The 291-nt window shown below is 56.4% G+C and carries 1 protein-coding gene; it reads left to right on the plus strand.

What is annotated here, in order from left to right:
- Positions 1-207 (plus strand): alpha/beta fold hydrolase (locus AC0L3B_RS39270; protein WP_473383146.1); only part of this gene is annotated, 207 nt, incomplete at its 5' end.
- Between the last annotated feature and the right edge of the window lie 84 nt (positions 208-291).

Consider the following 291-nt stretch of genomic DNA (forward strand, 5'->3'; position numbering starts at 1 on the left):
GGGCGCATAAAGGTGCCCGTGCAGGTCGTCTACGCCTACGACCCGCTTTATGGCGTAGAGGCGTCCCACATAGATGCAATGTTCCGTGATGCCTATGCCTCGACACCGGACGTCAGCTTCAGGCGAATTGACGATAGTTTTCACTTCATCATGCTGGATCAGCCGGAACTGTTCGCTGATGCCGTCATCACGTTCATCAACCACTGAAGGGCGGCAGGCTTGCCAGGCTGATGATTTGTTGCCGTGCATGCAGGTCCCCCGCTGTCGCACTCCAGTAACTGCTTGCTTTGG

The organism is Bradyrhizobium sp. Kon56 (assembly GCF_055807635.1).